The 22,488-nt window shown below is 60.1% G+C and carries 17 protein-coding genes; 11 read left to right on the forward strand and 6 right to left on the reverse strand.

Annotated elements, in window-relative coordinates:
• Window positions 1-132 precede the first annotated feature (132 nt).
• A complete protein-coding gene (locus tag NTD89_RS02740) occupies window positions 133-1,914 on the forward strand; it encodes an ABC transporter transmembrane domain-containing protein (RefSeq protein WP_262206385.1) in 1,782 nt (593 codons plus the stop codon).
• Window positions 1,915-2,210: 296 nt separating this feature from the next.
• On the opposite strand, the gene NTD89_RS02745 is transcribed toward NTD89_RS02740, so the two are convergent.
• Window positions 2,211-4,139 carry a transglycosylase SLT domain-containing protein gene (locus NTD89_RS02745; RefSeq protein ID WP_262206386.1) on the reverse strand — a complete coding sequence of 643 codons (1,929 nt, stop codon included), beginning with the start codon at window positions 4,137-4,139 and terminating at the stop codon, window positions 2,211-2,213.
• 213 nt (window positions 4,140-4,352) lie between these two features.
• Between NTD89_RS02745 and NTD89_RS02750 the strand changes: the two genes are divergently transcribed.
• Entirely contained in the window at window positions 4,353-6,275 is a 1,923-nt protein-coding gene (locus tag NTD89_RS02750; RefSeq protein ID WP_262206387.1) for an ATP-binding cassette domain-containing protein, read from the forward strand.
• Window positions 6,276-6,487: 212 nt separating this feature from the next.
• Here the strand turns inward: NTD89_RS02750 and NTD89_RS02755 are convergent, their stop codons facing one another.
• Window positions 6,488-6,940 (reverse strand): universal stress protein, encoded by a 453-nt coding sequence (locus NTD89_RS02755; protein ID WP_145163038.1) that lies wholly within the window; start codon window positions 6,938-6,940, stop codon window positions 6,488-6,490.
• A 105-nt stretch (window positions 6,941-7,045) separates the two neighbouring features.
• Here NTD89_RS02755 and NTD89_RS02760 point away from each other — a divergent pair, with 105 nt between their 5' ends.
• The 7 genes from NTD89_RS02760 to NTD89_RS02790 all read left to right on the forward strand — a co-directional run bounded on the left by NTD89_RS02760 (window position 7,046) and on the right by NTD89_RS02790 (window position 15,545).
• The gene (locus tag NTD89_RS02760; RefSeq protein ID WP_106576938.1) at window positions 7,046-7,483 is read left to right on the forward strand and encodes a hypothetical protein; all 438 of its coding nucleotides are present in this window, start codon (window positions 7,046-7,048) and stop codon (window positions 7,481-7,483) included.
• A 495-nt stretch (window positions 7,484-7,978) separates the two neighbouring features.
• Window positions 7,979-10,126: a fatty acid oxidation complex subunit alpha FadB gene (fadB, locus tag NTD89_RS02765; protein ID WP_124416715.1), complete on the forward strand. Its 2,148-nt coding sequence runs from the start codon at window positions 7,979-7,981 to the stop codon at window positions 10,124-10,126.
• 29 nt (window positions 10,127-10,155) lie between these two features.
• Window positions 10,156-11,331, forward strand: a complete 1,176-nt coding sequence (fadA, locus tag NTD89_RS02770; RefSeq protein ID WP_106576936.1) for an acetyl-CoA C-acyltransferase FadA — start codon at window positions 10,156-10,158, stop codon at window positions 11,329-11,331.
• 96 nt (window positions 11,332-11,427) lie between these two features.
• Complete coding sequence (locus tag NTD89_RS02775; protein WP_021490990.1) at window positions 11,428-11,664, forward strand: DUF1653 domain-containing protein; 237 nt, start codon at window positions 11,428-11,430, stop codon at window positions 11,662-11,664.
• A 114-nt stretch (window positions 11,665-11,778) separates the two neighbouring features.
• Window positions 11,779-14,400, forward strand: a complete 2,622-nt coding sequence (gene topA, locus NTD89_RS02780) for a type I DNA topoisomerase (RefSeq protein WP_119739192.1) — start codon at window positions 11,779-11,781, stop codon at window positions 14,398-14,400.
• Window positions 14,401-14,527: 127 nt separating this feature from the next.
• On the forward strand, window positions 14,528-15,049 hold the full coding sequence (locus NTD89_RS02785; protein WP_145163040.1) for a DUF6586 family protein: 522 nt from the start codon (window positions 14,528-14,530) through the stop codon (window positions 15,047-15,049).
• Between the two features lie 262 nt (window positions 15,050-15,311).
• Window positions 15,312-15,545, forward strand: a complete 234-nt coding sequence (locus NTD89_RS02790) for a hypothetical protein (RefSeq protein ID WP_053255041.1) — start codon at window positions 15,312-15,314, stop codon at window positions 15,543-15,545.
• A 353-nt stretch (window positions 15,546-15,898) separates the two neighbouring features.
• Here NTD89_RS02790 and sulA read toward each other — a convergent pair whose 3' ends face one another.
• Together sulA and lexA are read right to left on the reverse strand one after the other, a co-directional pair.
• The gene (sulA, locus tag NTD89_RS02795; RefSeq protein ID WP_106576933.1) at window positions 15,899-16,372 is read right to left on the reverse strand and encodes an SOS-induced cell division inhibitor SulA; all 474 of its coding nucleotides are present in this window, start codon (window positions 16,370-16,372) and stop codon (window positions 15,899-15,901) included.
• 10 nt (window positions 16,373-16,382) lie between these two features.
• The gene (gene lexA / locus NTD89_RS02800) at window positions 16,383-16,991 is read right to left on the reverse strand and encodes a transcriptional repressor LexA (RefSeq protein ID WP_017137423.1); all 609 of its coding nucleotides are present in this window, start codon (window positions 16,989-16,991) and stop codon (window positions 16,383-16,385) included.
• A 263-nt stretch (window positions 16,992-17,254) separates the two neighbouring features.
• On the opposite strand from lexA, the gene NTD89_RS02805 reads away from it, so the two are divergent.
• Window positions 17,255-17,962: a TetR/AcrR family transcriptional regulator gene (locus NTD89_RS02805; RefSeq protein ID WP_053255043.1), complete on the forward strand. Its 708-nt coding sequence runs from the start codon at window positions 17,255-17,257 to the stop codon at window positions 17,960-17,962.
• A gap of 144 nt (window positions 17,963-18,106) precedes the next feature.
• The gene (gene nagZ / locus NTD89_RS02810) at window positions 18,107-19,117 is read left to right on the forward strand and encodes a beta-N-acetylhexosaminidase (RefSeq protein ID WP_262206388.1); all 1,011 of its coding nucleotides are present in this window, start codon (window positions 18,107-18,109) and stop codon (window positions 19,115-19,117) included.
• A 101-nt stretch (window positions 19,118-19,218) separates the two neighbouring features.
• On the opposite strand, the gene NTD89_RS02815 is transcribed toward nagZ, so the two are convergent.
• Together NTD89_RS02815 and NTD89_RS02820 are read right to left on the reverse strand one after the other, a co-directional pair.
• Window positions 19,219-21,909 (reverse strand): DEAD/DEAH box helicase, encoded by a 2,691-nt coding sequence (locus tag NTD89_RS02815; RefSeq protein ID WP_145163044.1) that lies wholly within the window; start codon window positions 21,907-21,909, stop codon window positions 19,219-19,221.
• Window positions 21,910-21,918: 9 nt separating this feature from the next.
• Window positions 21,919-22,488, reverse strand: coding sequence for a peptidoglycan binding protein CsiV (locus NTD89_RS02820; protein ID WP_262206389.1), 570 nt, complete (start codon window positions 22,486-22,488; stop codon window positions 21,919-21,921).

Raw genomic sequence — 22,488 nt, forward strand, 5'->3', positions numbered from 1 at the left:
AATTTCCAGCGGGGGGTTAGACCGATAACCTCTAGGGATCAGCATCGGCGGGCATAATTAACCTGACTCATTGTTATTTACTCAAGTTCCCCCAATGTTGTGGTGTAGATACTTATCTCCCCTGCGCAGGTGATGCCCTCCATGTTCTCAGTCCGTCAACGCCGTGCGATCCGCTTGGCCAGCCGCTTTATCGCGCCCTACCGTTGGCAGGCACTGGGTGCCTTGCTGGCGCTGATCGTCACGGCGGGCATCACCTTGTCCATGGGGCAGGGCATTCGCCTGCTGGTCGACCAGGGCTTCATGACGCAATCGCCACACCTGCTCAACCAGTCCATCGGCCTGTTCATGATTCTGGTGCTGGGCCTGGCCGTGGGTACGTTTGCGCGGTTTTACCTGGTGTCGTGGATCGGCGAACGGGTGGTGGCGGATATTCGCCGGCAGGTGTTCAACCATTTGATCTACCTGCACCCCGGCTTTTACGAAAACAATCGCAGCTCGGAAATCCAGTCGCGGTTGACCACCGACACCACCTTGCTGCAATCGGTGATCGGCTCCTCGCTGTCGCTGTTCCTGCGCAATGCCCTGATGGTCATCGGCGGCATCGTGCTGTTGTTTGTCACCAACCCCAAGCTCACCAGTATCGTGGTGATCGCGCTGCCACTGGTGCTGGCGCCGATCCTGATTTTCGGCCGGCGTGTGCGCAGCCTCTCGCGCCTGAGCCAGGACCGCATCGCTGACGTCGGCAGTTATGTGTCTGAGACCCTCGGCCAGATCAAGACCGTGCAGGCCTACAACCATCAGGTCCAGGACGAGCAGCGTTTTGCCGTTACCGTGGAGGAGGCCTTTGCCACGGCGCGCAAGCGTATCGTGCAACGCGCCTGGCTGATTACGCTGGTGATCATGCTGGTGCTCGGCGCCGTTGGCGTGATGCTGTGGGTGGGCGGGATGGACGTGATTGGCGGCCGTATTTCCGGCGGTGAGCTGGCCGCGTTCGTGTTTTACAGCCTGATCGTCGGCAGCGCGGTCGGCACGTTGAGCGAAGTGCTTGGCGAACTGCAACGCGCCGCCGGTGCTGCCGAGCGGATTGGCGAGTTGTTGCAGTCGAGCAACGAAATCCAGGCCCCCGCCGATGGCACCGTACAGTTACCGGAGCGCGTCAGCGGCCGCATGGAACTGCAAGACCTGCGCTTTTCCTACCCGTCGCGCCCGGACAGCTACGCCATCGATGGTTTGAGCCTGACCATCCATCCCGGCGAAACCCTGGCACTGGTCGGCCCATCCGGCGCCGGTAAGTCCACGATCTTCGACCTGCTGCTGCGTTTCTATGACCCCCAGCACGGCCGCATCCTGCTCGAAGGCCACCCGCTGACCGCGCTCGACCCGATGGACCTGCGCCGCCACTTCGCATTGGTGTCGCAAAGCCCGGCGCTGTTTTTTGGCAGCGTCGAAGAAAACATCCGTTACGGCAACCCGTCCGCCACCACCGCGCAGGTCGAGGCCGCGGCGCGCATCGCCCATGCCCACGACTTCATCCTGCAAATGCCCCAGGGCTATCAGACCCACCTTGGCGACGGCGGCATGGGCCTCTCCGGCGGCCAGCGCCAACGCCTGGCCATCGCCCGTGCGTTGTTGGTGGACGCGCCGATCCTGCTGCTGGACGAAGCCACCAGCGCACTGGATGCCCAGAGCGAGCATTTGATTCAGCAGGCACTGCCGCAACTGATGCAGGGCCGCACCACCTTGGTGATTGCGCATCGGTTGGCAACGGTGAAAAACGCCGACCGCATTGCGGTGATGGACCAGGGCAAACTGGTGGCGGTTGGCACGCATCAGCAGCTGATCGCGAGCAATCCGCTGTATGCACGGTTGGCGGCGTTGCAGTTCAATGATGAGGTCGCGAAAAGCGAGGTATAGCCGGGCTGCATTGCGCTGTTTTTGTGGCTAGAAGGCTTGGAGTGGCGAGCGGGCCTGTTGTGGCGAGCGGGCTTGCCCCGCGTTGGGCTGCGTAGCAGCCCCAAAACCTGTCTACTCGGTTTGAACGGCTATACCGAGGCGCCTGAATGGGAGCGCTTCGCACTCCAGCGCAGGGCAAGCCTGCTTGCCACACCAAACCTGCTCGCCACAACAGGCCTGCAGGCCACATTAAATCCCGCTGGCCACACCAAGCCCCCGCACCAGAAAACCCGACACAGGCTCTTCGTCAGTCAGCCTTACTGATCATCAAAATACCGCTCATGCCAATCCACCAGCGGCTGCGGTGAGTTGAGCTTTTGCCCGTAGATCACCGAATAAGACAGCACGTTCTGCACGTACTGGCGGGTTTCGTCGAACGGGATGCTTTCCACCCACACATCAAAACTCAGGTGATCAGCACCGCGCAGCCATTGGCGTACACGCCCTGGGCCGGCGTTGTAGGCGGCGGAGGCAAGCACGCGGTTGCCGTTGAACTGGCTGTGCACCTGGCTCAGGTAGGCGGCGCCAAGCTGGATGTTTTTGTCCGGGTCCAGCACCTGGGCCGAGGAGGCCAGCGGGATGCTGAACTTGCGCGCGGTTTCCTTGGCGGTGCCGGGCATCAGTTGCATCAGGCCGCTGGCGCCGACGCCGGAGCGCGCGTCGTCCATGAAGGCACTTTCCTGGCGGGTGATGGCAAACACCCAGCTGGAATGCAGACCACGCACCTTGGCTTCGCGCACCAGGGTGTCACGGTGGGCCATCGGGAAGCGGATATCCAGGTCATCCCAGTATTGGGCCTGGCTGATGGTGCGGATCGCCGGGAAGTACCACTTCATGTCGTAGGCCAGCTTGGCCTGGGCGACCATTTCATCGCGGTTGAAGTGGCGGCTCACGTGGTACCACTCGCGGCGGCCATCGACAATCTGGCCACGTGCATAAAACTCCAGCGCGCGGCGTACACCGGGCGTGTTACGGACCTTGTTGACCAGCGCCTGACTCATCACCAGCGGCTTGTTTTTCAGCTGATAGGGCGCTTTGGAGCGGTCGGCGGCGAGGAAACCGTAGAAATCCCGTTCCTGCGCGAGGTTTTTGTACAGCACCAGCGGCTGCGGGTTTTTCGGCTCGGCCAGCTCCAGGCTGCGCGCTTGCCAGTAACGCCAGCGGTTGGTGGTCGCCAGGTCTTGTGGGAGTTTGCGGGTCAACTGGTAGGCATCTTCCCAGCGTGCCAGGCGCAGCAGCAGGCGCAGGCGCCATTCGGAGACGGTGTTATCACGCAGCTCCGGGTCGTATTTGGTCATTACGTCCAGCGCGCGCGGGTCGTAGCGGCGTGCCAGGGTCAAGCCGATTTCACGGGCGATCGACACTTTTTCGTCACGGGAGAAGTGCATGCTGCTGGCGTAGCCGTCGAGCAGCGCCATGGCCTTGTCCGGGTCCTGGCGTGCCAGGCGGCGCAAGCCCAGGCCGACGGCGTCAGACATCGCCTCGTTGGCCGGCAGGAAGCGCGACGGGTCGCTGAGCATGTCCGGTTTTTGGGCCACGTCGACCATCAGGCGGCCTTGGGCGCCAAGGGTTGGCAGGGTTTTCACCAGGCTGTTGGCCAGCGCGTAATTGCGTGCTTCGGCGGCGAGCTTGGCGCGATCCCAGATTTTCTGTTCAGTGAGTTGGCCATCGGCGGCCCACTGGCCGAACGTGGCATCACACGCGGCGGGTTGGGATTTGCCGGTCAGCCAGAGTTTTTCGGTGGTCTTGTAGCCTTCGGCTTTCAAGTTATGGGTGAGCTGGTACTGACCATGCAGGCAGTCCAGTTCGACGAAATTGAGTTTGGCGTCGTAGTACTTTTCAAACGTCTGCCAGTCGCCACGGTCGGCCAGCCAGCGCAACCAGCGCAGCTTCATCCAGTTGGCCTGGGGCAGGTCGCCGTTTTTAGCGAGGAACTGTTCGATTTCCTCGTTGCTCGCGGTTTTCAGGCGCGCGGTCAGCTCGTCATAGGCCAGGTACGGCGTGAGCGGGTAGTCGGCCAGGGCCTGGCTGTATTGCATGTACGGCCCGCTGTCGCCTTTGGCGAGGGCGCGTTTGGCTTCATCGTAATATTGACGTTGGGTGGTGAGGTCCACGGCCTGGGCGGATTGAACGGCGGTGGCGGAAAGAAGCAGACAAGATAAAAAGTTGAAAAGGCGACTGCGCATGAGACGTCCGTGCAGAGAAATCACGACTAGCACCGGCACCGCCGACACTGATTGCCCCTAGCTTAGCCTTTTGCCAGCGACCGGCGAAAGCTTTGCCGGCCGGTTGGCTGAAGTTCATCGTAAATGTCCTGCAGAACGTGTCGCCAGCGAAAATGCCGACCGCATCCCACCCTCAAGTCAGGTAGAATGCGCGCCCAGTTTTTGGAGAAGCGTATGACCCTGCTCAAATTCAGCGATGTGTCCCTTGCTTTCGGCGCTATGCCGTTGTTGGACAAGGTGTCCTGGCAGATCGCCCGTGGTGAGCGGGTGTGCATCATCGGCCGCAACGGCACCGGCAAGTCCAGCATGATGAAGCTGGTTAAAGGCGATCAGAAGCCCGATGACGGCTCTGTTTGGCGTGCCCCGGGCCTGAAGATCGGCGAATTGCCGCAAGAATTGCCGGTGGCCGACGGACGGACAGTGTTCGACGTGGTTGCCGAAGGCCTGGACGGCGTCGGCGAGTTGCTCGCGCAATACCACCACCTGGCACAGAACTGCGTCACCGAAGAGGACCTGGACAAGCTGATGCACGTCCAGCAAGACCTCGAAGCCCGTGACGGCTGGCGCTTGCAGCAACTGGTCGACAGCACCCTGAGCCGCCTGCAACTGCCGGCCGACAAGACCCTCGCCGAGTTGTCCGGCGGCTGGCGTCGTCGCGTGCTGCTGGCTCAGGCGCTGGTGTCCGAGCCGGATTTGTTGCTGCTCGACGAACCAACCAACCACTTGGACATCGGCGCAATCGCCTGGCTGGAAGAAGCCCTCAAGGATTTCCAGGGCGCTGTGTTGTTCATCACGCACGACCGTTCCTTCCTGCAGAACCTGGCCACGCGCATCCTCGAACTGGACCGTGGCGGCCTGATCGACTGGAACGGCGACTACGCCAGCTTCCTGGTGCACAAAGAGGCCACGCTGGCCGCTGAAGAAACTGCCAACGCGCTGTTCGACAAAAAGCTGGCCCAGGAAGAAGTCTGGATCCGCCAGGGCATCAAGGCCCGTCGCACCCGTAACGAAGGCCGTGTACGCGCCTTGAAAGCCCTGCGCGTTGAGCGCAGCGAGCGCCGTGAACGCACCGGCAAGGCCAATATCCAGCTGGATACCGCCGACAAGTCGGGCAAGCAGGTGATGGTGCTGGAAAACGTCAGCTTCCATCACCCGGACGGCCCGTTCCTGATCAAGGACTTCTCGATGGTCCTGCAGCGCGGCGACCGTATCGGCCTGCTGGGCGCCAACGGCACCGGCAAGACCACCTTGCTCAAGCTGATGCTCAATGGTCTGCAACCGACCAGCGGTACGGTGGAAGAGGGCACGCGCATCGACGTGGCCTACTTCGACCAGCTGCGCCATCAGTTGGACCTGGAAAAAACCGTGATCGACAACGTCGCCGAAGGCCGCGACTTTATCGACATCGACGGCCAGAGCCGCCACGTGCTGAGCTACCTGGGCGACTTCCTGTTCAGCCCGCAACGCGCACGTACGCCGGTGAAAGCCTTGTCCGGTGGTGAGCGTGCGCGCCTGCTGCTGGCCAAGCTGTTCAGCAAGCCGGCCAACCTGCTGGTGCTCGACGAACCGACCAACGACCTCGACGTGGAAACCCTCGAACTGCTGGAAGAGGTCTTGCTGACTTTCAACGGCACCGTGCTGATGGTCAGCCACGACCGGGCATTCCTCGACAACGTGGTCACCAGCACGCTGGTCTTCGAAGGTGAAGGCAAGGTGCGTGAATACGTCGGTGGTTACCAGGACTGGCTGCGTCAGGGCGGCTCGCCGCGCCTGCTGGGCGTGACCGAGAGCAAGTCCGGCAAGGCCGACCTGACCTCCGCTGTCGTTGCGCCAGTGGCTGCCGCTGCTGCTCCGGCCCAGGACGCTGCACCGTCGACCAAGAAGAAGCTCAGCTACAAGCTGCAACGTGAGCTGGAAGCCTTGCCGGGCGATATCGACGCCAAGGAACAGCAGATTGCCGCAGTAGAAGCAGAAATGGCTGACGCAGGTTTCTACCTGCGTCCGGCGGCGGAAACCGCCAAGGTCATTACGTCCCTGGAAACGTTGAACCAGGAGCTGGAAGTGTTGGTTGAGCGTTGGGCCGAGCTGGATGCCTGATTGATTCAAGCGCACTAAAAAAGCCCGGCGCCCATCTGTATGAACGCCGGGCTTTTTATATGGAGTGCGATTAGACATGTGGGACGGCTTGTGTGGGAGCCGGGCTTGCCCGCGATGCAGGCACCGCGGTGTGTCAGTTGGCCTGCGGTGATGCTATCGCAGGCAAGCCAGCTCCCACATCAGCCCGCTCCCACAGTGGTTTGGCGCCGTTCTTAAGTATTTTTTACCAGTTTTACCGCCAGCACATCACACGGCGCGCCGTGCAGTACATCATTGGCGGTCGAGCCCAGCAGCAGCGCCAGGCCATGACGGCCGTGGCTGCCGACCACGATCAGGTCGCAGCCCTGTTCCTTGGCCAGGTGGTGGATTTCCTGACGAGGCTGGCCGTAGGTGAGGTGGGAGTTTTCCTTGGTTACTTCCGGGTACTTGAGGATCAACCGGTCCAGGCGCTCTTTGGCCTGGTCAAATTGTTGTTGCTGCAACTGGGAAAGGTCCATGGGCACGTCGCCACCAAACGCCATGGCCATAGGCTCGACGATATGCACGAGTGACAGCTTGGCGCCGTTGGCGATTGCTGAAGCCTGCGCGCGCTTGATCACTGGGTCGCACTCTTCGGTCAGGTCGACAGCGACCAGGATATGTTTGTAGGAGTGTTCGTTGGACATGGCGCGTTCCTCCAGGGGACTGCAATAAGTTCAGTATGGCTGCTTTCAAGCGGATGGGGTTGCGTCAGGTCAAATCCGCTCATCTAGAAATTCGGGAGTACACATATGACGGTCTGGATAGTGGTGTCAATCCTTCTCGTGGTACTGAGCCCTCTGGCATGGTTGCGCCCCTCGCGCCATCAGAGCGGGCGCATGGCCCTGCGGATGGAGGCGCGCCGCATCGGCCTGGCCATGCAATTGGCGCCGCAGGACTGGCCGTACTGGCTCAAGCACGAGCCGCCAAGCCCTTGCGCGCAGTACTGCCGACCGCGCCGCGCAAGTGCGCCGGCCCTTTGGTGTTACTGGCAGCTGGAGCCCGGGGTTTGGGTCAATCAGTGGCGCGAAGTGTGCGTCGATGAGACGTTGTTGGCGCACTTTGCGACCCTGCCGGATAACGTCTACAAGGTCGAGGCGGACAAGCAGATGATCGCCCTGTACTGGGGCGAGAAGGGCGAGGCGAGCGTGTTGAAGGACATTGATGCGCTGCTCAAGGCCCTGGCTTGATGCCTGTCGGATAAAACCCAGGCAATAAAAAGCCCGACATCATCATCGGGCTGGAGTTGGCCAGGCAGGCCGGTAAATCTGTGATGCATGCGTCGGATGTTCATCCAGGCGCATTAAGGTTGTCGCTAGCCTAGCGGCATATCCTGTTCTGTACAGTCTTTTCCTACAAAATTTCCATTATTGATTTCGTGAATAGTTGAATATTGGCCAGGCGTAAGCCGTGGGCCTGGGTTCTGAACTGACTGGAAAGTCGCGTTTTTCCTAGCCTTTCGAGCGATTGACAATTGCCCGGAATTGGATGAAGGTGACGTACCCAAATCAAACGGGCGTATGAATTGAGCGTTTGTCTGTCAGACCGCTCATACAGAACCCCGACTAGCGCGTTGGCGGGTGTGCCTGGCGGATTGGCATGAGCATTGACCCAATAATCAATGTCCAACCAGAGGCCAGCGTCCAATGTGTACTGTTCAGCTTCCATATCGTGGAGATCAGTTGATGATTTACGAAGGTAAAGCCATCACGGTTAAGGCTCTTGAAAGTGGCATCGTCGAATTGAAATTCGACCTCAAGGGTGAGTCCGTCAACAAGTTCAACCGTCTAACCCTGAATGAATTGCGTCAGGCCGTAGACACCATCAAAGCAGATGCTTCGGTCAAGGGCGTGATCGTCTCCAGCGGCAAGGACGTGTTTATCGTCGGCGCTGACATCACCGAATTCGTCGACAACTTCAAGCTGCCCGATGCCGAGCTGGTGGCTGGCAACCTCGAAGCCAACAAGATTTTCAGCGATTTCGAAGACCTCAACGTGCCAACCGTTGCCGCGATCAATGGCATCGCGTTGGGCGGCGGTCTGGAAATGTGCCTGGCCGCAGACTTCCGTGTCATGTCGGCGACCGCCAAAATCGGTCTGCCTGAAGTCAAACTGGGCATCTACCCAGGTTTTGGCGGCACCGTGCGCCTGCCGCGCATCATCGGTGCCGACAACGCCATCGAGTGGATTGCCGCCGGCAAGGAAAACAAAGCCGAAGACGCGCTGAAAGTCGGTGCCGTCGATGCTGTGGTTGCCCCGGACAAACTGGCCGAAGCTGCACTGAACCTGATCAAAGGCGCCATCAGCGGCGAATTTGACTACAAGGCCAAGCGTCAGCCAAAGCTCGAAAAACTCAAGCTCAACGCCATCGAACAAATGATGTCGTTCGAAACCGCCAAAGGTTTCGTGGCAGGCCAGGCCGGCCCGAACTACCCGGCGCCGGTTGAAGCGATCAAGACCATCCAGAAAGCCGCGAACTTCGGTCGCGACAAAGCCCTGGAAGTGGAAGCTGCAGGCTTCGTCAAACTGGCGAAAACCTCGGCTGCCCAGAGCCTGATCGGCCTGTTCCTGAATGATCAGGAGCTGAAGAAAAAGGCCAAGGCCTACGACGAAATCGCCAAAGACGTGAAACAGGCTGCCGTACTCGGCGCCGGTATCATGGGCGGCGGTATCGCCTATCAGTCGGCCTCCAAAGGCACGCCGATCCTGATGAAAGACATCAACGAACACGGCATTGAGCAAGGCCTGGCGGAAGCCGCCAAGCTGTTGGTGGGCCGCGTTGATAAAGGTCGCATGACCGCAGCGAAGATGGCTGAAGTGCTTAACGGCATTCGTCCTACGCTGTCCTACGGCGATTTCGGCCACGTCGACCTGGTGGTCGAAGCGGTTGTCGAGAACCCGAAGGTCAAGCAAGCCGTACTGGCCGAAGTAGAAGCCCAGGTTAAAGAAGACACCATTCTGGCCTCGAACACTTCGACCATTTCCATCAGCTTGTTGGCCAAGGCCCTCAAGCGTCCGGAAAACTTCGTCGGCATGCACTTCTTCAACCCGGTGCACATGATGCCGCTGGTGGAAGTGATCCGTGGCGAGAAGTCCAGCGAGCTGGCGATTGCTACTACCGTTGCCTACGCGAAGAAAATGGGCAAGAACCCGATCGTCGTTAACGACTGCCCGGGCTTTTTGGTCAACCGCGTGCTGTTCCCGTACTTCGGCGGTTTCGCCAAGCTGGTCAGCGCCGGTGTGGACTTTGTGCGTATCGACAAGGTTATGGAAAAATTCGGCTGGCCAATGGGCCCGGCGTACCTGATGGACGTGGTCGGCATCGACACCGGCCACCACGGTCGTGACGTCATGGCTGAAGGCTTCCCGGACCGCATGAAAGACGACCGCCGTTCGGCGATCGACGCGCTCTACGAAGCCAAGCGCCTGGGCCAGAAGAACGGCAAGGGCTTCTACGCTTACGAGGCCGACAAGAAGGGCAAGCAGAAGAAAGTGGCCGACCCTTCGGTGCACGAAGTGCTCGCGCCGGTCATCTACGAGCAGCGTGAGGTGTCCGATGAGGACATCATCAACTGGATGATGATCGCCCTGTGCCTGGAAACCGTGCGTTGCCTGGAAGACGGCATCGTTGAAACCGCCGCCGAAGCCGATATGGGCCTGGTGTACGGTATTGGTTTCCCTCCATTCCGTGGTGGTGCGCTGCGTTACATCGATTCGATCGGTGTGGCCGAGTTCGTTGCCCTGGCTGACAAATACGCTGATCTTGGCCCGCTGTACCACCCGACCGCGAAGCTGCGTGAAATGGCCAAAAATGGCCAGAGCTTCTTCGGTTAAGCGCCCAGACGACTAGAGCGAGAATATTTATGAGCTTGAATCCAAGAGACGTGGTGATTGTCGACTTCGGTCGCACACCGATGGGCCGCTCCAAGGGCGGCATGCACCGCAACACCCGCGCCGAAGATATGTCGGCGCACCTGATCAGCAAATTGCTGGAACGTAACGTCAAGGTCGACCCGAACGAAGTCGAAGACGTGATCTGGGGCTGCGTCAACCAGACCCTGGAGCAGGGCTGGAACATTGCGCGCATGGCGTCGTTGATGACCCAGATCCCGCACACCGCCGCTGGCCAGACCGTCAGTCGCCTGTGTGGCTCCTCGATGAGCGCGCTGCACACCGCTGCCCAAGCGATCATGACCGGTAACGGCGATGTGTTCGTGGTCGGCGGCGTGGAGCACATGGGCCACGTCAGCATGATGCACGGCGTCGACCCTAACCCGCACATGTCGCTGTACGCGGCAAAAGCCTCGGGCATGATGGGCCTCACCGCAGAAATGCTCGGCAAAATGCACGGCATTACCCGCGAAGCCCAGGACGCGTTCGGCCTGCGCTCCCACCAACTCGCCCACAAGGCGACGGTGGAAGGCAAGTTCAAGGATGAAATCATCCCGATGAACGGCTATGACGAAAACGGTTTCCTGAAACTGTTCGACTATGACGAAACCATTCGTCCGGACACCACCCTGGAAAGCCTGGCGGCCTTGAAACCTGCCTTCAATCCAAAGGGCGGCACCGTGACAGCCGGTACTTCGTCGCAAATCACCGACGGTGCTTCGTGCATGATCGTGATGTCGGCGCAGCGTGCCCAGGACCTGGGTATCCAGCCGATGGCCGTGATCCGTTCGATGGCCGTGGCGGGTGTGGACCCGGCAATCATGGGCTATGGTCCAGTACCGGCCACACAAAAAGCCTTGAAGCGCGCGGGCCTGACCATCTCCGATATAGACTTCTTCGAGCTCAACGAAGCTTTCGCCGCACAGGCCCTGCCAGTGCTGAAAGATTTGAAAGTACTCGACAAGATGAACGAGAAGGTTAACCTGCACGGCGGTGCGATTGCCCTGGGCCACCCATTCGGTTGCTCCGGTGCACGTATTTCCGGCACTTTGCTTAACGTGATGAAGCAAAATGGCGGCAACCTTGGGGTTGCAACCATGTGCATTGGTCTCGGCCAAGGCATTTCCACCGTCTTCGAACGCGTCTAAGCGTTGCGTTGACGGAAGCCGGGGCCCAGTGCCCCGGTTTTTGTTTTTTGGAATTTTTAATATTTTTTTCAACAAATTTTACAAGAGGGCCAGAGCATGAAAGTCGAACCAGGGCTCTACCAACATTATAAGGGGCCGCAGTACCGCGTTTTTAACGTGGCGCGGCACTCCGAGACCGAAGAGGAAGTGGTGTTTTACCAAGCACTGTATGGCGATTACGGCTTTTGGGTGCGCCCATTGAGCATGTTCCTGGAGACTGTCGAAGTTGACGGCGAGCAGGTCCCGCGCTTTGCTTTGGTCCAGGCCGAACCCAGTCTTTTTTCAGGGCAATAACGGCAGGTCGCGCAGAATGCTGCGCTTGACCTCACCTTGTTGCCACTATATATAGCGTTGCCGCGACAGGCGCCAACTGCCTTTCACTTCTCGAATTCAGGAATTTTCCGATCCATGGGCAAATCGCTGGTCATTGTGGAATCCCCGGCTAAGGCCAAGACCATCAACAAGTACTTGGGCAACGAGTACGTGGTGAAGTCGAGTATCGGCCATATCCGAGACCTGCCCACCAGCGGTTCGGCTAGCGCCAGCAAGGAGCCTGCCGCCAAGCGCGGCAAGGCGGCTGCGGGCGAAGGTCCGGTGCTCACGCCTAAAGAGAAAGCGCGCAAGCAGCTGGTCTCGCGCATGGGTGTAGACCCGGAACATGGCTGGAAGGCCAAGTACGAGATCCTTCCCGGCAAGGAAAAGGTCATCGAAGAGCTGCGCCGGCTCGCCAAGGATGCTGACACCATCTATCTCGCAACCGACTTGGACCGCGAAGGGGAAGCCATTGCCTGGCACCTGCGCGAAGCCATCGGCGGTGATGACAGCCGCTACAAGCGTGTGGTGTTCAACGAAATCACCAAAAAAGCCATCCAGGAAGCCTTCTCCAAGCCGGGCGAACTGGACATCGACCGTGTAAACGCCCAGCAGGCCCGTCGTTTCCTCGACCGCGTCGTGGGTTACATGGTCTCGCCGCTGCTGTGGGCCAAGATCGCCCGTGGCCTGTCGGCCGGTCGTGTGCAATCGGTGGCGGTAAAGCTGGTGGTAGAGCGTGAGCGCGAGATTCGTGCGTTCAACCCCGAAGAATACTGGGAAGTCCACGCTGACCTCGGCACCGCCAAGGGCGCCAACGTGCGCTTTGAAGTGGCCCGCGAGAAAGGCGAGGCCTTCAAGCCGCTGAACGAAGCCCAGGCCATGGCCGCGCTGGAGAAGCTCAAGGCTTCCAGCTACAGCATCGTCAAGCGTGAAGACAAACCGACCAGCAGCAAGCCGTCGGCGCCGTTCATCACGTCTACCCTGCAACAGGCCGCGAGTAACCGCCTGGGCTTTGGTGTGAAGAAAACCATGATGATGGCTCAGCGTCTGTATGAAGCTGGCTACATCACGTATATGCGTACCGACTCCACCAACCTGTCGCAAGACGCGGTGGCGATGGCGCGTACTTATATTGAAACCGAATTCGGCAAGAAGTACCTGCCGGAGAAGCCGAACGTCTACAGCAGCAAGGAAGGCGCACAGGAGGCTCACGAAGCGATTCGTCCTTCCGATGCCAATACCGAGCCAAGCAAGCTGACCGGCATGGAGCGCGACGCTGAGCGCCTTTACGAGCTGATCTGGCGCCAGTTCCTGGCCTGCCAGATGCTGCCGGCGCAATACCTGTCCACCACCGTCAGTGTCGGTGCGGGCGACTTCGAGCTGCGTGCCAAGGGCCGTATCCTCAAGTTCGACGGCTACACCCGCGTGATGCCGCAAATCGCCAAGCCAGGCGATGACGATGTGCTGCCGGACATGGCCCAGGGCGACACGTTGAAGCTGATCAAGCTCGACCCGTCCCAGCACTTCACCAAGCCGCCGGCGCGTTATTCGGAAGCCAGCCTGGTAAAAGAGATGGAGAAACGCGGTATCGGTCGTCCTTCGACTTACGCGGCAATCATTTCGACCATCCAGGACCGTGGCTATGTCGCGCTGCACAACCGTCGCTTCTACTCGGAAAAGATGGGCGACATCGTTACCGAGCGCCTGTCCGAAAGCTTCTCCAACCTGATGGACTACGGCTTCACCGCCGGCATGGAAGAGAACCTCGATGACGTGGCCCAGGGCGAACGCGACTGGAAAAACGTACTGGATGAGTTCTACGGCGACTTCAAGAAGAAGCTCGAAGTAGCCGAAAGCCCTGAAAGTGGCATGCGTGCCAACCAGCCGGTGATGACCGACATCCCGTGCCTGACCTGCGGCCGTCCGATGCAGATTCGTACCGCGTCTACCGGCGTGTTCCTCGGTTGCTCGGGCTACAGCCTGCCGCCGAAAGAGCGCTGCAAGGCCACCGTCAACCTGGTGCCGGGCGATGAAATCGCCGCTGACGACGAGGGTGAATCCGAGTCGCTGGTATTGCGTGGCAAGCACCGCTGCCCGATCTGCAGCACGGCAATGGATGCCTACCTGCTCGACGAGAAGCACAAGTTGCACATCTGCGGTAACAACCCTGATTGCGACGGCTACGAGATCGAAGAGGGCAGCTACCGCATCAAGGGCTACGAAGGCCCGAGCCTGGAATGCGACAAGTGTGGCAGTGAGATGCAGCTCAAGACCGGCCGTTTCGGCAAGTTCTTCGGTTGCACCAACCCGACGTGCAAGAACACTCGCAAACTGCTGAAAAGCGGTGACGCGGCGCCGCCGAAGATGGACCCGGTGAAGATGCCTGAACTCAAATGCGAGAAGGTCAACGACACCTACATCCTGCGTGACGGCGCCTCGGGCTTGTTCCTGGCCGCCAGCCAGTTCCCGAAAAACCGCGAGACCCGTGCGCCGCTGGTGCTGGAAATCGTGCCGCACAAGGACGAGATCGATCCCAAGTACCACTTCCTGTGTGAAGCGCCGAAGAAGGATCCCGACGGTCGCCCGGCCGTGATCCGCTACAGCCGCAAAACCAAGGAGCAGTACGTGCAGACCGAAGTGGACGGCAAGCCTACGGGCTGGAAAGCGTTCTACGACGGCGGTAAGTGGAAGGTCGAGGACAAGCGCCAGGGCGCTTGATCGACTACGTTGCGAAATACAAAGGCCGCCTGCATAGGCGGCCTTTTTTTGCGCTTGCAGGAGTCTCGGCTGATCCGTGACACTGTTGAGCCAGCATCCGGCTTATTTCGTTGTGGAGACTGCCGTTATGGCCAACGAACTCTATACCCGTACCAATCAGAAAATTTACTTCGCGGGTTTGTCCCTGGAAGCCCTTGGTCGTGCCGAGGAAGGGAAGGAGATGAATGCCATCGCGCTGGTCCAGGCGGGGCGTGAGGCTGCATTGTTCCATCTCTACGGCGCCCTGTTGGGGCTGTGCCATGAAATCGCCGGGTTCTACCGTTTGCCCCAGGCCGGTTCGCCGCGTGCAGAACTGATCATGAACCGCGAAGTGCTGGAAAGCATGGCCATTCCTGAGCTGGCCGAGCTGGTGGAAATGGCCCAAAGCCCCGACAGCTGGGTCGCCCGCTTGCTCAAGGCGCATGCCGACATGTTCCAGCCGCCACGCGTGCCGCATGTGCCCAAGGGGGACGTGACGCAGCCGCTGATTGTCGCTGTTGCGGTGGAGGAGGATGAGCCCAAGCCGTTGAGCCGCGAAGAACTGGAGAGCTGGCGCCAAGAGCTGAAGAAGATGGCGTTGCGGTTTCGCGAAGGTTTGAACGAGTGCTGAGAAGTCGTCACTGACTGAGTGCGATCAAAAATGTGGGAGCGGGCTTGCTCGCGAAAGCGGTCTATCAGCCGGCCTATGCATCAACTGACAGATTGCTTTCGCGAGCAAGCCCGCTCCCACAGTTGAACCGAGTTGCACAGAAAGTCCAGCACGAGGCTCAATGAGCACCATTCATCAAACCGTAGAGAAACCTGTTCAGATCCTCTGCGAGGCTGGGTGGATGACTGATATAATCCCGGCCTTTCGTGGAGAACAGACTTTTATGCCAACGTCCTTTCTGGAAATTGTTGAATTGCCTGACGGCCGAATCGAGCTGCGTCGGGCTGAGGACGAGGGTTCTCTGGTTATCTTGGATTTTTCCGAAGACGCAAAAGCATTCCTGCAAGGCCAGCACGTGGAAGTGGCGAAAGCCATGTTGAGCGTCGGTGTGCAGATGGCGGGTCGCCTGGCAGAAGGCGAACCGGAGAAGGACGACGGGCCGCGGGTTCTGCACTGAGTTTTGCAGTTAAGTGCACTTTTCGTTGTAGGCGGGCTTGTTGTAGTGACCAGGGCTATGCAGTAAGCAGGCCTCTGAGGTGAGTAGGCTCGCTGTTGTGGGCGGGCTTGCTGTGGTAAGCGGGCTTGTTGTGGCGAGCGGGCTTGCCCCGCGTTGGGGCGCGAAGCGGCCCTGATGGATTAACGCGGTATATCAGGTATTCCACGGTGCTTGGTTTGGGGCTGCTTCGCAGCCCAACGCGGGGCAAGCCCGCTCGCCACAACAAGCCCGCTCGCTACATCAGTCCGTTTTGCCACAGAAGCAAGCTCTGCACAGATACCTGTCTGTCACCTACGCAATCAGCCAGCTCCCTGTTACCCCAATCGAATATTCAAGCTCTGCGCATCGCCCGTCCGTGCGGCGCTGATCAGTTGTTGCTTGGCCGCAGTGTTCAACGGGTTCAACCAACTCACCACCGTATGGCTACGGCCCAGACGCAAGGCTTCGCAGGTCAACTGTTGAGCACTTTGCGCGCCGCGCGGTTGCAGCAGCAGGATACGCTCGCGGTTGAGGCCGGCGTCTCGCAGCCAGGCCTGGGTCAGGCTGGCAGGTGGAGCGATCAGCGTCAGCCAGCGTGCGTCCTGCTCCTCGCTCAGTTCACGAAGGATCGGCGCCAGCAGGCTCAGGCAGCTTCCAGCTGCACCGCGCAACGACAATTCACTGAACGCCTCAGGTTCGGAGCCCCACGGGGCCTCGACCGTTTCCTTGAGGATAGGCGCAAGAGGTTGAGCCATGAAGGCCTCGAACAGCGACAGTTGTGTGTGTTGTGGGGTGTGCACGAGCTGCATGGTGCCTCCTTTAGCGGCGAATGACGCCGACGCTCAAGCCTTCGATCACCAGGTCCTGATCTTTCAGGTTCACTTCAATCGGGGCGAACTCAGGGTTTTCGGCCATCAGCCAGACCTTGCTGCCTTCGCGCTTGAAGCGTTTGACGGTGACTTCATCGCCGATACGCGCAACGACGATCTGGCCATTACGGGCTTCACGGGTGGTGTGGACGGCCAGCAGATCGCCGTCGAAAATGCCCACGTCCTTCATACTCATGCCGTGTACACGCAACAGGTAGTCGGCGCGCGGATGGAAGAAGGTCGGGTTGATGTTGCAGGATTCCTCGACGTGCTGTTGCGCCAGAATCGGCGCACCGGCGGCGACGCGGCCAATGATCGGCAGGGTCGATTCGTCGGCCTTGGCTTCAAAGCCAGGGATGCGAATACCGCGAGAAGCCCCTGGGGTCATCTCGATCGCGCCTTTGCGAGCGAGGGCCTTGAGGTGTTCTTCAGCGGCGTTTGGGGACTTGAACCCCAGCTCCAGCGCAATTTCTGCTCGTGTCGGCGGGTAGCCGTTGTCATCGAGGCAGCGCTTGATAAAAGCCAGAATCTCAGCTTGGCGTGGCGTCAGTTTTAGCATGTTGATCGCTCTGTCTTTTTATACAGTGACTGGGATTATATACAGTGAACTGCGCTTGGCAATCATCCTTTTTGAGCACACCGCTGGACGGTCATTCGTCACCCGTCCTACAAGGCAGAAACAGCGCTGCCTACAGACCAGGAAGGATGTGATTAAATAGCGGTTAAATAGATGACTGCCCGGCCGGAAAACGGACTCGCAGGCTTGACAAGACACACCCTGAAACGTATGTTTCAAACAAGTGTTTGTCAGGCGGAGTAGCCATGGCCCAGTCGGAAACCGTTGAACGCATTCTCGATGCTGCCGAGCAATTGTTCGCGGAAAAAGGATTTGCTGAAACTTCATTGCGGCTGATCACCAGCAAGGCTGGGGTTAACCTTGCCGCAGTGAATTACCATTTCGGCTCAAAGAAAGCCCTGATCCAGGCGGTGTTTTCGCGCTTTCTGGGGCCGTTCTGCGCCAGCCTCGACCGTGAGCTGGAGCGCCGCCAGACCAAGCCTGAGAACAAGCCGAGCCTGGAAGACCTGCTGGAAATTCTGGTTGAGCAAGCGCTGGTGGTTCAACCACGCAGCGGCAATGACCTGTCGATCTTCATGCGTTTGCTCGGCCTGGCGTTCAGCCAGAGCCAGGGCCACTTGCGGCGTTATCTGGAAGACATGTACGGCAAGGTGTTCCGCCGCTACATGTTGCTGGTCAACGAAGCCGCGCCGCGTATTCCGCCGATCGAACTGTTCTGGCGCGTGCACTTCATGCTCGGTGCTGCGGCGTTCAGCATGTCCGGGATCAAAGCCTTGCGCGCAATTGCCGAGACCGATTTCGGTGTGAACACCTCCATCGAACAAGTGATGCGCCTGATGGTGCCGTTCCTTGCCGCCGGCATGCGCGCCGAAACCGGTGTGACCGACCAGGCCATGGCGGCCGCGCAGTTGCGCCCACGCAGCAAATCCACGCCAGCCGTCGCCAAGGCGTGATTGCCCCGGGTGTGCGCGGCCGCTTGCATCCGCTAAGCTAGCCGCCATGCCGATTTCAGCTATTTACTCGCAACCCGTTGTGCTCACTGCGCTTATCGCGCCAGGTGAGGGCAACGGGTTGTGTGCGTTATTTAAGGAAGGTTTATGACTGCTGCCCTGCAAGGTTCTTTGATGGTTGATGTGGCCGGTACCTGGCTGACGGCCGAGGATCGTCACCTGTTGCGTCAGCCTGAAGTGGGCGGCCTGATCATTTTCGCGCGCAATATCGAGCACCCACGCCAGGTGCGCGAGTTGAGCGCGTCGATCCGTGCCGTGCGCCCCGACCTGCTGCTGGCCGTCGACCAGGAAGGCGGGCGCGTGCAGCGCCTGCGCCAGGGTTTTGTGCGTCTGCCGGCCATACGTTTGTTGGCGGATAAGCCGAATGCCGAATACCTGGCCGAGCAGTGCGGCTGGATCATGGCCACTGAAGTGCTTGCGGTTGGCCTTGACCTGAGCTTCGCCCCGGTACTGGACCTGGATTACCAGCGCAGCGCCGTGGTCGGCACCCGCTCGTTTGAAGGCGACCCCGAGCGCGCCGCCGTGCTTGCCGGTGCCTTCATTCGCGGCATGAACAGCGCGGGCATGGCCGCCACCGGTAAACACTTCCCGGGTCACGGCTGGGCTGAGGCCGATTCCCACGTCGCCATTCCCAATGACGAGCGTAGCCTGGAGCAGATTCGCGCAAATGACCTGGTGCCTTTCGCACGGCTGAGCAAGCAATTGGCCGCCGTCATGCCCGCACACGTCATCTATCCGCAGGTGGATGCCCAGCCGGCTGGTTTCTCGCGGCGCTGGCTGCAGGACATCCTGCGTGGCGAGTTGCAGTTCGATGGGGTGATTTTCAGTGATGACCTGTCCATGGCCGGGGCGCATGTGGTCGGTGATGCGGCCAGCCGGATCGAAGCGGCGCTGACCGCGGGTTGCGACATGGGCTTGGTGTGTAACGATCGTGCAGCTGCCGAGCTGGCACTGACGGCGGCGCAGCGCATGAAGGTTACGCCTTCGGCGCGGATTGCGCGGATGCGTGGGCAGGCGATTGCTTCGACGGACTATAAGCAGGACCCGCGTTGGCTGGCGGCACTTACCGCGTTGCGGGATGCTCAGTTGATCGGCTGAAAACCGTGGTGCGCCCATCGCAGGCAAGCCAGCTCCCACACTTGAATGTGTTTACACATCAAAATGTGGGAGCGGGCTTGCCCGCGATAGCAATCAGAAGGTCAGCGCTTCTCTTGCTTATTGGGCAACGGCGCAAACAACGCCTCGATATCCTCGTTGCCCAGCTGCCAATCTCCCGTCGTACGCCCATCCAGTACGCCCGCCGCCAGGTCGGACTTTTCCTTTTGCAGGTGTTGGATTTTCTCCTCCACCGTGCCCCGCGCAATCATTTTATAGACGAACACCGGCTTCTCTTGACCGATGCGATACGCGCGGTCAGTCGCCTGGTTCTCCGTGGCCGGGTTCCACCACGGGTCATAGTGGATCACCGTATCGGCTTCTGTAAGGTTCAAGCCCACACCGCCAGCCTTCAAGCTGATCAGAAAAATCTGCAACTTGCCGCTCTGGAAATCCTTCACCGGTGTGCGGCGGTCGCGGGTCTGGCCGGTCAGCAGTGCGTAGGCCACGCCGCGCTTTTTCAGTTCGACTTCGATCAGGCTCAGCATCGAAGTGAACTGCGAGAACAGCAGAATCCGGCGTCCTTCGGCAAACAGCTCTTCGAGCATTTCCATCAGGCTGTCGAGCTTGCCCGAGCTGCTGCCGCGCGCGGGCAGGGCGGCGTCGTTGACCAGGCGCAGGTCGCAGCACACCTGGCGCAACTTGAGCAGCGCTTCAAGAATAATGATCTGGCTACGCGCCACGCCCTTGCGGGTGATCTCGTCGCGCACCTTCTTGTCCATGGCCAGGCGCATGGTTTCGTACACATCACGCTGGGCTTCGTTGAGATCGACCCAGTGGATGATCTCGGTCTTGGGCGGCAATTCCGTGGCCACCTGTTCCTTGGTACGGCGCAGCAGAAAGGGTTTGATCCGACCGTTGAGGTGCTGCAGTCGTACATCACTGGCGCGCTTTTCGATGGGCACGCGGTAATCGCGGTTGAAGCTTTTTACGTCGCCCAGCCAGCCCGGCAGCAGGAAGTGGAACAGCGACCACAGCTCACCCAAGTGGTTTTCCAGCGGTGTACCACTCAGGCACAGGCGCTGGCGCGCATTGAGCTCGCGCGCGGCCTGAGCGGCCTTGCTGTTGGGGTTCTTGATGTACTGGGCTTCGTCGAGGATCAGCACGTGCAAGGGCAGGGCGGCGAGTTGCTCGATGTCTTTGGGCAGCAGCGCATAAGTCGTCAGCAGCAGGTCGTAGTCCTGCAGGTTGGCGAAGTGCTTTTTGCGTGTCGCGCCATACAGCGCCACTACCTTGAGTTGCGGCGTAAAATGCGCGGCTTCGTCGAGCCAGTTCGGGATCAGGCTGGTAGGCATCACCACCATGCACGGCCGATCCAGGCGCCCGGCGATTTTTTCACTGAGAATATGCGCCAGCGTCTGTAGGGTTTTGCCCAGGCCCATGTCATCCGCAAGAATCCCGCCCACGTCGAGTTGGCGCAGCGACTGCATCCAGCTCAAGCCTTCCAGTTGATACGGGCGCAGTGTCGCGTTCAAGCCTTCGGGCGCCACACAGGTGAAGTCCTTGATGTCGCGCAGGCGCTGGGCGAAGTTGCGGATCTTCTCGCCGCCTTCCCATTGCAGCGGCAGGTCTTCCAGCGGGTTGAGACGAATCGCATCGGCCTTGGCCAGGCGCAAGGTGGTGGTGCCCGATTCCTGCAGGTAAAACTCGCCAAGGGTGGCCAGCACCGGTTTCAAGCGGCCGTAGGGCAGCGCCACTTGCAGCGGCCCGTGGCCGTTGGGCAGGCCGGGGATGTTCACCAGGATCAGCTCGTCATCGCGGCGCCGGGCGAGCTTTTCCGGGTTGAGGATCTCGGTGTGCGAGCGCATCAGGTTCAACAGAATCGGCAGCAGGCTCAGGCGCTCGCCGTTGACGATGATGCCCAGCTCCAGGTCAAACCAATCGCGTTCCGGGCCTTCATCGACGGTGGCGTACCAGTCATCGACGGCGCTCAAGTCGAAACCGAAATCCTCATCGATCTGCAACTCCCAGCCCTCGGCGCGCAAGGTCGGCGAGGCGTTGAGGGTGAAGTTCAGCCACGCACTGTCGTTGACCATTTCGAACAATTCGCCGGCGCTCTCCGGCAACGCCTTGCTCTGGCGCGTGGCGATCTTGAAGCCGAGCAGGCGCAGTTGCTCGCGGTACGGTTGCTCCAGCTCCGGATGGCGCTTGATGCGCAGGCTCTGAGTTTCCTGGCGCACCACGATGTCGGCATTTTTTTGCCCGCTGACATAGTTGCCCAGGTAGTTGAACGACAACGCCGCACGGTGCTGGATGTAACGCTGCATTTTTCCATTGCGCGGTTCAAACGCGCTGAACTCGACACTCGCCAGCCACAGGCGCGGCACCGGCCGCACATCCTCCATCACCACCTGCGGCAGCACCACGCGGTTATCCAGCACGGCCTGAAGTTTTTCCAGCAGCTCGGCATCTTGCGCAGCCGCCGGGTAAGCCAGGGTTTCCTGGACCTTGAGCAGCACCGCCGCGATATGTTTGCAGTTGGTGTGCACCGGGCACGTGCAGCGGCTGTCCACCAGAATCAGCATGCCCTTGGCTGATTCGCGCAGTGAGATGGTCTGCCGGTAAACGTTGCCGCCCGAGCCTTCGCAGCTGGCAACAATGGTGCTGTCGCCGGACTCGACGATGCGCACGCGGTTTTCCAGGGCGTAGCGGCGCCCGCGCTCAAGGCTTTGCTCTTTAAAGCGATTGGCCCACGACGGGGCCAGGGGTTTGGTCAGTGACGATGTCAGGGGCATGGCGCTGGATCAGTCCTGAGCGTCGGGCGGTGGTGCGCTGGGTGGTTTGGCGGTCAGCGAGGTGATCTTGATCAGCAGGGCCAAGTGGCCGCCGTCCAGGTAGTTGAGCTGGTTGTTCTTGGTGCGCACGCCTTGCTGGCTCAGGTGTTCGCTGGCGATGACGCTGCCGTTGGCGTCGAACTGGTTGATCCAGAAGTCTGCGTCGATATCGGTAAAGCGCCCCAGTTGCAGGTTCAGCGTGCCTTCGATGGGAAACTGGCCAAACTGCTCCTGGCCATCGCTGATGGCCAGCTTCACCGGCTGTTCGCCCAGGTTCTGGTCCCAGGCCCGGTGCAGCAGCACCGTGTAACCGGTGTCGGCACTGAGCTTGTCGACGATGTTGCCCAGCCGCGGCGGGCTGATTTTGTCCGCCGGCAGCCGTGGTGCCCCGGCGTCCCAATTTTCTGGCGCCGCGCGGCTATTGATCACCGGCTCGGCGTTCTGGCGCACCAGAATCATTTCCACCAGATGGGGGCTGTCGGCAAACGCCGAAGGAGCAACGACCACCAACAACAAGCTCAAAATGCGGAACAGGCGCAT

It is taken from the genome of Pseudomonas sp. 14P_5.3_Bac1 (assembly GCF_025466135.1).
Taxonomy (GTDB): domain Bacteria; phylum Pseudomonadota; class Gammaproteobacteria; order Pseudomonadales; family Pseudomonadaceae; genus Aquipseudomonas.

Bases quoted from the DNA above. Each gene is read 5' to 3' on its own strand.
- NTD89_RS02745 (WP_262206386.1), bottom strand. From the start codon at position 4,139: ATGCGCAGTCGCCTTTTCAACTTTTTATCTTGTCTGCTTCTTTCCGCC.
- NTD89_RS02740 (WP_262206385.1), top strand. From the start codon at position 133: ATGCCCTCCATGTTCTCAGTCCGTCAACGCCGTGCGATCCGCTTGGCC.
- NTD89_RS02760 (WP_106576938.1), top strand. From the start codon at position 7,046: ATGACGGTCTGGATAGTGGTGTCAATCCTTCTCGTGGTACTGAGCCCT.
- NTD89_RS02775 (WP_021490990.1), top strand. From the start codon at position 11,428: ATGAAAGTCGAACCAGGGCTCTACCAACATTATAAGGGGCCGCAGTAC.
- NTD89_RS02785 (WP_145163040.1), top strand. From the start codon at position 14,528: ATGGCCAACGAACTCTATACCCGTACCAATCAGAAAATTTACTTCGCG.
- fadB (WP_124416715.1), top strand. From the start codon at position 7,979: ATGATTTACGAAGGTAAAGCCATCACGGTTAAGGCTCTTGAAAGTGGC.
- NTD89_RS02750 (WP_262206387.1), top strand. From the start codon at position 4,353: ATGACCCTGCTCAAATTCAGCGATGTGTCCCTTGCTTTCGGCGCTATG.
- topA (WP_119739192.1), top strand. From the start codon at position 11,779: ATGGGCAAATCGCTGGTCATTGTGGAATCCCCGGCTAAGGCCAAGACC.
- NTD89_RS02790 (WP_053255041.1), top strand. From the start codon at position 15,312: ATGCCAACGTCCTTTCTGGAAATTGTTGAATTGCCTGACGGCCGAATC.
- NTD89_RS02815 (WP_145163044.1), bottom strand. From the start codon at position 21,909: ATGCCCCTGACATCGTCACTGACCAAACCCCTGGCCCCGTCGTGGGCC.
- lexA (WP_017137423.1), bottom strand. From the start codon at position 16,991: ATGCTAAAACTGACGCCACGCCAAGCTGAGATTCTGGCTTTTATCAAG.
- nagZ (WP_262206388.1), top strand. From the start codon at position 18,107: ATGACTGCTGCCCTGCAAGGTTCTTTGATGGTTGATGTGGCCGGTACC.
- sulA (WP_106576933.1), bottom strand. From the start codon at position 16,372: ATGCAGCTCGTGCACACCCCACAACACACACAACTGTCGCTGTTCGAG.
- NTD89_RS02820 (WP_262206389.1), bottom strand. From the start codon at position 22,488: ATGCGCCTGTTCCGCATTTTGAGCTTGTTGTTGGTGGTCGTTGCTCCT.
- fadA (WP_106576936.1), top strand. From the start codon at position 10,156: ATGAGCTTGAATCCAAGAGACGTGGTGATTGTCGACTTCGGTCGCACA.
- NTD89_RS02755 (WP_145163038.1), bottom strand. From the start codon at position 6,940: ATGTCCAACGAACACTCCTACAAACATATCCTGGTCGCTGTCGACCTG.
- NTD89_RS02805 (WP_053255043.1), top strand. From the start codon at position 17,255: ATGGCCCAGTCGGAAACCGTTGAACGCATTCTCGATGCTGCCGAGCAA.